This is a genomic window from Candidatus Marinimicrobia bacterium CG08_land_8_20_14_0_20_45_22 (assembly GCA_002774355.1).
Lineage (GTDB): Bacteria > Fidelibacterota > UBA2242 > UBA2242 > UBA2242 > 0-14-0-20-45-22.
The window spans coordinates 1-8,692 of sequence record PEYN01000044.1 but is presented as its reverse complement, the minus strand read 5'-3'; the positions used below and the strand labels follow the sequence as shown (position 1 = coordinate 8,692).

Annotated in this window: 5 protein-coding genes; all 5 read left to right on the top strand. The window is 44.6% G+C overall.

Going from position 1 to position 8,692, the window contains the following annotated elements; all coding sequences use genetic code 11:
* The first annotated feature begins 348 nt into the window (after positions 1-348).
* The 5 genes from COT43_03060 to COT43_03040 all read left to right on the top strand — a co-directional run bounded on the left by COT43_03060 (position 349) and on the right by COT43_03040 (position 8,052).
* Positions 349-1,026 (top strand): DUF4956 domain-containing protein, encoded by a 678-nt coding sequence (locus COT43_03060; protein ID PIS29786.1) that lies wholly within the window; start codon positions 349-351, stop codon positions 1,024-1,026.
* A gap of 171 nt (positions 1,027-1,197) precedes the next feature.
* Positions 1,198-3,255, top strand: coding sequence for a hypothetical protein (locus COT43_03055; protein ID PIS29785.1), 2,058 nt, complete (start codon positions 1,198-1,200; stop codon positions 3,253-3,255).
* Between the two features lie 17 nt (positions 3,256-3,272).
* Positions 3,273-4,592, top strand: a complete 1,320-nt coding sequence (locus COT43_03050) for a hypothetical protein (protein PIS29784.1) — start codon at positions 3,273-3,275, stop codon at positions 4,590-4,592.
* A 1-nt stretch (position 4,593) separates the two neighbouring features.
* Positions 4,594-5,373, top strand: coding sequence for a hypothetical protein (locus COT43_03045; protein PIS29783.1), 780 nt, complete (start codon positions 4,594-4,596; stop codon positions 5,371-5,373).
* Positions 5,374-5,802: 429 nt separating this feature from the next.
* Positions 5,803-8,052 (top strand): hypothetical protein, encoded by a 2,250-nt coding sequence (locus COT43_03040; GenBank protein ID PIS29782.1) that lies wholly within the window; start codon positions 5,803-5,805, stop codon positions 8,050-8,052.
* Positions 8,053-8,692: the final 640 nt, after the last annotated feature.

The following is an 8,692-nucleotide window of genomic DNA, read 5'->3' as shown; positions in this document are numbered from 1 at the left end:
TATTATCATCTCGACAAAAGAAAACATCAAAAAGCATAATTCTAAATTCTAAATTCTAAATTCTAAATTGTTCTAAATTCTCAATTCTAAATTCTAAATTGATAAAAGCGTCCTTTGCGAGAGGAAAAAGATATTTCTCGTAGAGTCCGCGAAGTGGAGCGAAGTCCCGCCAACAGCGGTGGCAAAGAAAAATAAAAAATACATTAAGTTCCTTTTTCCTGCTTCCTTTCTTAAATATACTTTGCGTTTTCTGCGCATGGTTCGGCGAGGATTTCAATCGGGATTTTTACGATGTTATGCCCATGATGAGCCATCGTGTTATCGAAATAAATTAACGGAAAGGCTAACATGCAGACGTTATTAAACTACGGTTTTGAACAAATCGAATGGCAGATCGCTTTGCTTTCATTTCTCATGGCGCTCTCACTCTCCAGCCTGATCGCTTGGGTCTATGAAAAAACGTTTCAAGGACTTTCATATTCCAGAACATTGGTGCAGAGCATGATCCTCGGCTCTTTGATCTCCTGTATGCTGATGATCGCAATCGGAGACAATATCGCCCGCGGAATCGGCATCGTTGGTTCATTAGCCATTATTCGTTTTCGGACAAATTTACGCGATCCGCGCGACCTTGTCTTTCTTTTTGCATCGCTGGGCGTCGGCGTGGCTTCGGGTGTTCAAAGCTATGTGACCGGAATTACCGGCGCTATTATTTTTTGTTTGGCGGCGCTGGCGCTGGCAAGTTCTCCGTTCGGCACGCGCAGAAAACATGACGGATTATTGCGGTTTCAGATTCCTTCGGATCCTGCGACGACGAACAAGATCACGGAAATTCTTCAACAAAATACGAAACGGTTCGTTTTAGTCACCATGCGGGATGTCGCGCAGGGACAGGTCGTCGAATATGCTTATCAGGTGAAGTTAGCCGCACCCGATGATAACAGGACTCTTCTATCTGCTCTTGAGCAGGTAGAGGGAATGCGCGGTTTGACTTACACGAATCAGGAGGCGGGGATTGAACTTTAAGCATAAAAAATTAACCGCTGAGATCGCTGAGATTAATGAATAACAAACAGTCGAATCCATCATGAGATGATTCCTAACAAAATAATAAAGAAACTGAAATATGTCTTCTGTGGTTTATGAACCAAGCAGTTTAAGATGATGCGTATGAAAAAAAGTAATTTCAGGAAAAAGATGCCAATAAACTGGTACATTCTGCTATGGGCGGCATCCATTATAGTTGCCGTTTATCTCTTCCACACGTGGCAGGTCGATAAGAATTTACTCGGGATCGTCGAACGAAGAACGCACTTTGTCGGCGCGCAGGAATCCGGGCGCGTTCAGACATTGCTGGTCGAACCCGGTGATAAAGTCTCGAAAAACCAGTTGCTGGCGGTGCTTTACATGTCGGATTTGAAGAGCAATCTGGAGAATCTTCGTACTGAACTCAGCCGTCTTCAAAAAACGGAAAATGCGCGACGGAATGCATACAACATGCAAATCGAGCAGGAAAGATTGCGTCTGAATAACGAAGTATCTGATTTGCTTGAGCGCATGGCAACGATCGAATCAAAAAGCGCCGAATTAGCCGGTGTCAATGCTTTGATCCAGCGCCTTCAATCCGCTCAGGATGCCGGTTTAGGTTATAATCGCGATTTGGCTGACCTACATATTCAGCGCGATGCTTTGGTGGCATATCTCAACGAATTGCGCCGTGGATTAACGAATCAACACAACAAAGCGGAAATTCTATCGGAGTCGAAACATACTCTAAAAAATGTCGATACAGATGAGATGACCGAAGCCATACTCATCGAAGGATTGAAACACACGGAAGAATTGCGGCGCGAGATTATCGAAACTGAAAATCGTATCAATTTGCGAACCTTGTTGGCTCCTTGTGATGGATATGTAACGCAAATAATCACCGGACAGGGCGACATTGTGAAAGCATTCGATTCGATTATGACCGTCGAAGAAAGTCATCCAAGCCGCCTGATTGTTTACATTCCGGAACATTCGACTTTACAACCCCAAATCGGAAATCCAGTCAGGATTTATTCGTCGCGAAGTAAAAAATTGGCCACAACCGGAATGGTTTCATTCGTTCATCCCGGCTTTACCCGGGCAGAAGACAGAATTTCATTTCGCGGTCAGATTTTTTGGGCGCGAAAAGTTCAGGTCGATCTCAATACCGATCATCAACTCGTCCCCGGCGAAGTTGTGACCGTCCGATTTGTGAACAATGGCAATTTTATTCATATTCTTAATTTCCATGTCGCCGCCGCCGAATCGACCGCGATGTTGATTCAACAAAATCTCAATAATCCCCCGACGGTAAAAGATATGAACGTTCCGAAAAACCTGTGGTCGGTAACGAATTTTGAACCTTCCGGCGTCGCATGGAGTCCGGAATTGAAGGAATTTTTATTGATCAGCGATGATACCGGAATCAACGAATCGACCAGCGAACATGAGCCTTTTATTTTTCGAATGAATGAATCGGGAAACGTTCATCCGCAACCGCAGAAGTTGTCGGGAATCGCAACGGTCAATGATCTTGAAGGAATAACCGCCGCCGGTAACGATACTTTCTACCTGATTTCTTCCCAAAACATCAGTAAAAAAGGACGCCGACCGGTCAACCGTGAATTTTTGCTGAAAGTAGTTCGTAAGGGCAACGATTTCGTCGTGAAAGACAAAGTAAATTTGCTGACGTTGATCTTGCAAGCGTATTCGCCTGAAGAACTGAAAACGCTCGGATTAACGATGAATGAATCGGATCAGCGTCCCGAAATCAACATCGAAGGCATCGCTTTTGATGGTCAAACACTTTATTTTGGTTTAAAACAGCCGATTACCGAAACCGGCGCCATCATCTGGAAATTGGAAAACCCGCAAGAGATGTTCGACCATAAAAAAATCGAACCGGGACAGTTGACGCTTTTTGGCACGGTGAACCTGAAAGCTCCGAACGGGCAACCAGCAGGCATTTCGGATATGTGTTTCGATCCGGACGGCAAATTATGGGCGCTTTCCACGATTCCGGACGCCGGTCAAAGTGATCAGATTGGTGCTCTGCATCGCATTGATCAATTTGCGGATGGACGATTGGAAGCGAAAACGATTCTTCAATTTCCCGGATTGAAACCGGAAGGACTCTGTTTTCAAAGCAGATTCAGCCTATTGATCGTTTTTGATAAAGACAACGAAACGCCCGGCTACTGTTTCGTCAATCCAGAACAACACTAAGCAAATCGAATCAGACCATGTTTCAGAAAAATTTCAGACACTTATCCTATATTTTAGCGGGAATATTTTCCGTTTCGGCGATTCGGTTGGGTTTTTCGGCTCAGCCTATTTCCGGCGCAGTGAACTCGTTCAATTCTGGCGAAAAGATCGAAATCAGCCTCGTAGAGAAACCACTGACCGAAGCGGCTTTGATCGATATGACTCTCCAAAAAAGCCGTAAACTTCAATCTATGTTAACCAATGTGGAAATTGCTAATTACCGATTGAAGTCCGCCCGGAATATACAGAATCCTGAACTGCGTGTCAGCAACCTCTCCACGCGTAACTATAAAGATGATTTTGATGAACTGCGCATCGGTATGCGTTTTCGGTTGCCGGAGCTCGGTGAAGTGGGCGAGAACAGACAAGACGCGATGGTTAAACTCTGGGATCAGAAAAGCGACGAACTGCTTTATCGAAACGAGTTGATAGCCGATGTTCGCCGAGATTACTTCTCCGTCATCTTGCATGACAAACTCAAAGAACTCTCTGAAAAAAGAGTCGCTTTGGAGGAGCGCCGAATCAAAATAATCGAAGAGATGGTGACGATCGGAAGCCGTTCGATTGTCTATTATACAAAAGCTAAAATGCGGCACGCCGACTCCGTTAATGATTATTCGCGGGAGGTTCAAAACCAAATCGACGCGCGGCGAAAACTTTCCAAACGTAGCAACATGAATATCAATTCCCCGGTCGAAGAGACCGATCTGCCTGAAGTGACAGTCGGGTTGGATCGCCTCACCGAAATTGCCTGTAAGAATCGCCCGGAAATGCAACTCGTCGCGCAAAGGATCGAACTGGCGATGAAACAAAACCGGCGCGAACATCTAAAGATTTTGCCGTGGTTCAATTTTGTCGAACTGAATTATCACGTTGAAACTAACAAAACAGCCGATTGGGGCGAATTGATCATGGGAATCGACGTTCCGCTCTTCAACTGGAATCGCGGAAATATCAAAGCCTCGACGCTTTCCGTCCGTAAAAAAGAAATCGAATCCGACGCCGTCAAAGAGACAATTAGTTATGAGGTCAACGCCGCATATACAGCTTATCGCGATTTGTTGCTGGATTGGAAAAACTTCTCCCGCGAATCCCAAACGCTGATCGCCGAAGCCACGCAGGTCATCGAACAGGCCAAGCAACATCAGACGCTGTTGACGGATGAAGTCATGGAAATGGAATTGACAATTTTAGAAACGCAGGAAATACTCGCGCAAAAGGAAAAAGACCTCGCGGATGCGCTTTTAGACCTTTGTATCACTGTTGGCGTCGAAGATTACGCAATTTTACAGAATTGACATGACCGAAGATCTGACTAAAATCCGGCGTTACGAATTGAAGTATACGATCACCGAATCGGTTGCCGGTGAAATTCGCGATTATATCCGAAATATTTGTGTTTTGGATAAGCATGCCGCGACCGGGAAAAATCACTATATAGTCAATAATCTCTACTTCGACACTAATGATCTGCGTTTTTATTACGATACTAAATTCCACAAATTGACGCGATTCAAAGCGCGCGCACGCTATTACGGTCTTAAATCTGATAAAGACATTTGGCCGGAAATCAAATATAAGCACGCGAACGTTATCTGGAAAGTCCGGAAGAAAATCTCAACTCGCGAATGGGCGGATCAGTTTTCACCGCAAATTTTTGGATATTTATTAAACGATGTCCGACCGCGCGTGAATACTTTTGAAGAGGTCGTCTATTGGTTTGACGCCCGCCCGATTTCTCATGTCCGATACATTCGCGAACCTTACGTCAGCGTTCAGGATAATTACGGCAGGATCACTTTCGACCGCGAACTCTGTTATCGCAAGATTGACGGTTCCCTCAATCTGGATTATGACGAAAGGGATATGCTTTATTACGACGATCCGATGACGACACACAATCCGCAATCGCTCGTTCTGCTTGAGATCAAAACCGAAACGCTGGTTCCCTATTGGGTGATTCAAATGATCAAGATGTTTGGTCTTGTCCAACGCCCGTTCTCGAAATATTGTTACAGCATCGACAACATGCTCGAAAGAAATGCGCCCGTGCGGTATTCGGTTTTTAACCTGACCTGAATAATTAACCGCGGAGGATGCAGATACCGCAGAGAAGAGTAGAGAGAAAATTTGACCACGAAAAGGGACGAAAGAGAGAAACCACGAATCCCGAACAATATCGGGATTAGTGGACACATTCTTTTTTCTTCATTCTTTTTCTTTTTTCAACATTCAACATTCAACATTCTAAATTCTACATTTCTCCCAGTCCGCTATTGTCATCCTGAGCCACAAAATAGACAAATAACAAGCGCCAAAATCCAAACAAATCCTAAATCCCAAATTCAAATGACTCACCACCGCACAAATCACACCTACGGCGCTAATATTGATGGCCTATGTTTATTCATAGTAGCTCACGGATTCATTCGTAGGATAAGTTGACCGAAAACCCTGAATTCCATCGGAGTGACATGTTTGTAGAAGAATTTACGTGTGGATTTTAGAATGAATAAAAATTACCAAATCCAACATGACATGAATCTTAACACTATAAAAAAGAAATCAAAAATGTTATCTGTGCACTCTGTGACCTCTATGGTTAATATTTTTCTCTGCATCCTCCGCAATCTCTGCGGTCTCTGCGGTTTTTCCCCTGCCTTCTCCGTGGCAAATAAATTAAGCGGATTAAATAGTTCAGGTTATCAGGAAAGTTTTATGAAAATTCTCAAATCGGTCTCTTTCTTCGCCATGATAATGGTAGTGCAGGTACTTTTTGCCGGCGATGTTACGATCAACGAAATCATGTATAACAGTCCCGGCGATACGGATATCGAATGGGTTGAACTTATCAACAACAGCGCCTCCGCCGTAGATTTAAGCGAATGGTATTTGATCGATGATAATAACGATCACACGCATTGTACGCTTTCCGGTACGCTTGCATCGGGTGGTTACTTGGTCGTGGCGAGAATCGTTAATCAGTTTCACACCACTTATCCGACTGTTACCAATGTTTTTTCAATCGGATTCGGGGCGGGAGCAGACGCCTGGTCTTTGAGTAACAGCGGAGATGCCGTTCGGTTGTTTGACGGTTCCGGACAACTGCGCGACATAGTCGAATATCAAGATGGCGGCGACTGGCCCAGCGGCGCAGATGGCAGTGGTCCTTCTCTTGAACTTTTAAATCCGAATTATGAAAATGCTTTACCAACTGCCTGGCGTTCCAGCTCGATTGCCACCGGAACTCCCGGAAAGGTGAACAGCGTTTACACAGTTAATGCGGCTCCTGTTTGCAAAGATGGCTTTTGTTCAGTCGATTTGCCGACGCATTCGGAAAATGTTGCGGTCAGCGCGTTCGCTTACGATCACGAAGGATTGAACAGCATTCATCTGATGGTCAATACCGGATACGGTTATATGGCAAACCTAATGAAGGACGATGGCTTGAACGGCGACGCGGTTTCCGGCGATTCCATTTTCACGGCTGTCATTCCCGCACGGAACAGCGGCGCACTCGTTAAATACTATGTGATTGCGACTGACTTAATCGGGCAAACCGATACGTGGCCCAACAATGCTCCTACGGAATATATGGCTTATACTGTCGATTATGCGCCGCCTGCTTTGATGATCACGGAAGCCATGGCGTCGAATCAATCCACTAAAAAAGACGGAGCCGGAGAATATGACGACTGGTTGGAAATCTACAATAACGATTCCAGAACGGTCAATCTGGCTGGAATGTTCGTAAGCAGTTCGCTGGGCAATTCTCAGGCATTTGAACTGCCCGACGTCGATCTCGATCCGGGCAAATATCTGCTCGTCTGGGCGGACGACGATACCGATCAGGGCAATTTGCACACCGATTTTAAGTTATCCGCCAGCGGAGAAGACGTCGCGATCTTTGAAACGATCAATCACGGAAATGTCCTGATTCATGGTTGGTCTTATGGTGTGATGGCGCCGGATATTTCGATGGGTTTTCCCTCTACGTTAAGTCATACCGCACCCGAATATCTTCAGACGCCTACTCCGGGCGCATCCAATGAAACCAGCGAACTCTTTTCAGATGTCTGCATCAACGAATTTCAAAGCACCAGCAATTTCGGCGGAACGGACGATTGGGTGGAAATCTATAATCGGGGAAATAACGCTTTCGACCTGTCCGGTTCCTTTCTTTCCGACGATCTCGATAAATTATCCAAATGGACTTTTCCGGCGAATACGATTCTTCAAAAGGGTGAGCATCTCGTGATTTATGAAGATGCGCTGGGTTTTAGTTTTTCTTCTACCGGTGACGAGGTTATCGTATTAACTAAAGCCGACAGTACGACCGGTTTGGATTATTTCGATTATGGTGAACAAACTGCCGATCACAGTCAAGGACGTTGTCCGGACGGCGCAAGCCGATGGTATTTCTTTGCCAATCCAACCAAAGGCGAAGCGAACGCTAATCCATCTTCTTTGGAAAACAGGAAAAGTGTTTTACCGAAGGAAATCTGCCTTTACCCGAATTATCCTAATCCGTTCAACCCTTCCACGACGATTTCATTTTTGCTTCCATCCGAACAAAAAGTTCGTTTAGCCATTTATGATATGTTGGGAAAAGAAGTCACGCTTGTAGCCGATGGAAAACTGAATTCCGGAAAACATACATTTCGGTGGAATGCTGAAAATCAACCTTGCGGAATCTATTTTTACCGACTCACAGCCGGGAACGTTCGGAAAACCGGCAAGATGATATTGCTCAAGTAAACGAGCGTAATTCGTTTTTCAGGAAGAGAATTAAATATGCACCGCGAATTTTCCGACGATGAAAACATTTGTTTAAATAAACATTAAGGCGGAACGATTGCGGAAGTCATTTACTTGATTCACGTCACAAATTTCACGATTGAAAATTTTTTTTAATATCGGCAATGAATTATTTGGTTGTTTTTTTTGATAAAATGATTAATTTGCGACCGATTTTGTTCGTTCATTAAAATTCCGAGTGAGGAAGAGTGTTTGGACCCGGTGAGTTTGCCCGAGTCGGCGTTATAAGTCCCAATGGTGTCAATAGAAAAAACGCAAACAAAATAGTTAAAAAATAACAGGAGTTTTCGATATATTTAAAATTGGCTCCGTCGGGAAATGTAACTGACGGGGCGGAGCCGCGCCCTGAGGAACTGTTCGCCAAAGGCTGGACTGTCCGCCAAAGGCGAAAAAAAAAGACTCACCATAAAGAACACAAAAACCCACCAATGGAGAACCTGTCAACCTTTGGATAACATATCCGCCAACAGCGGTGGCAAAGAATTACTTCTCGCAGAGCCCGAAGAGAATATTTCTCGCAACGACCGCAGAGACCGTAGAGAAAATGATTATAAATAAAACAATAAAAGAAACACAGCGC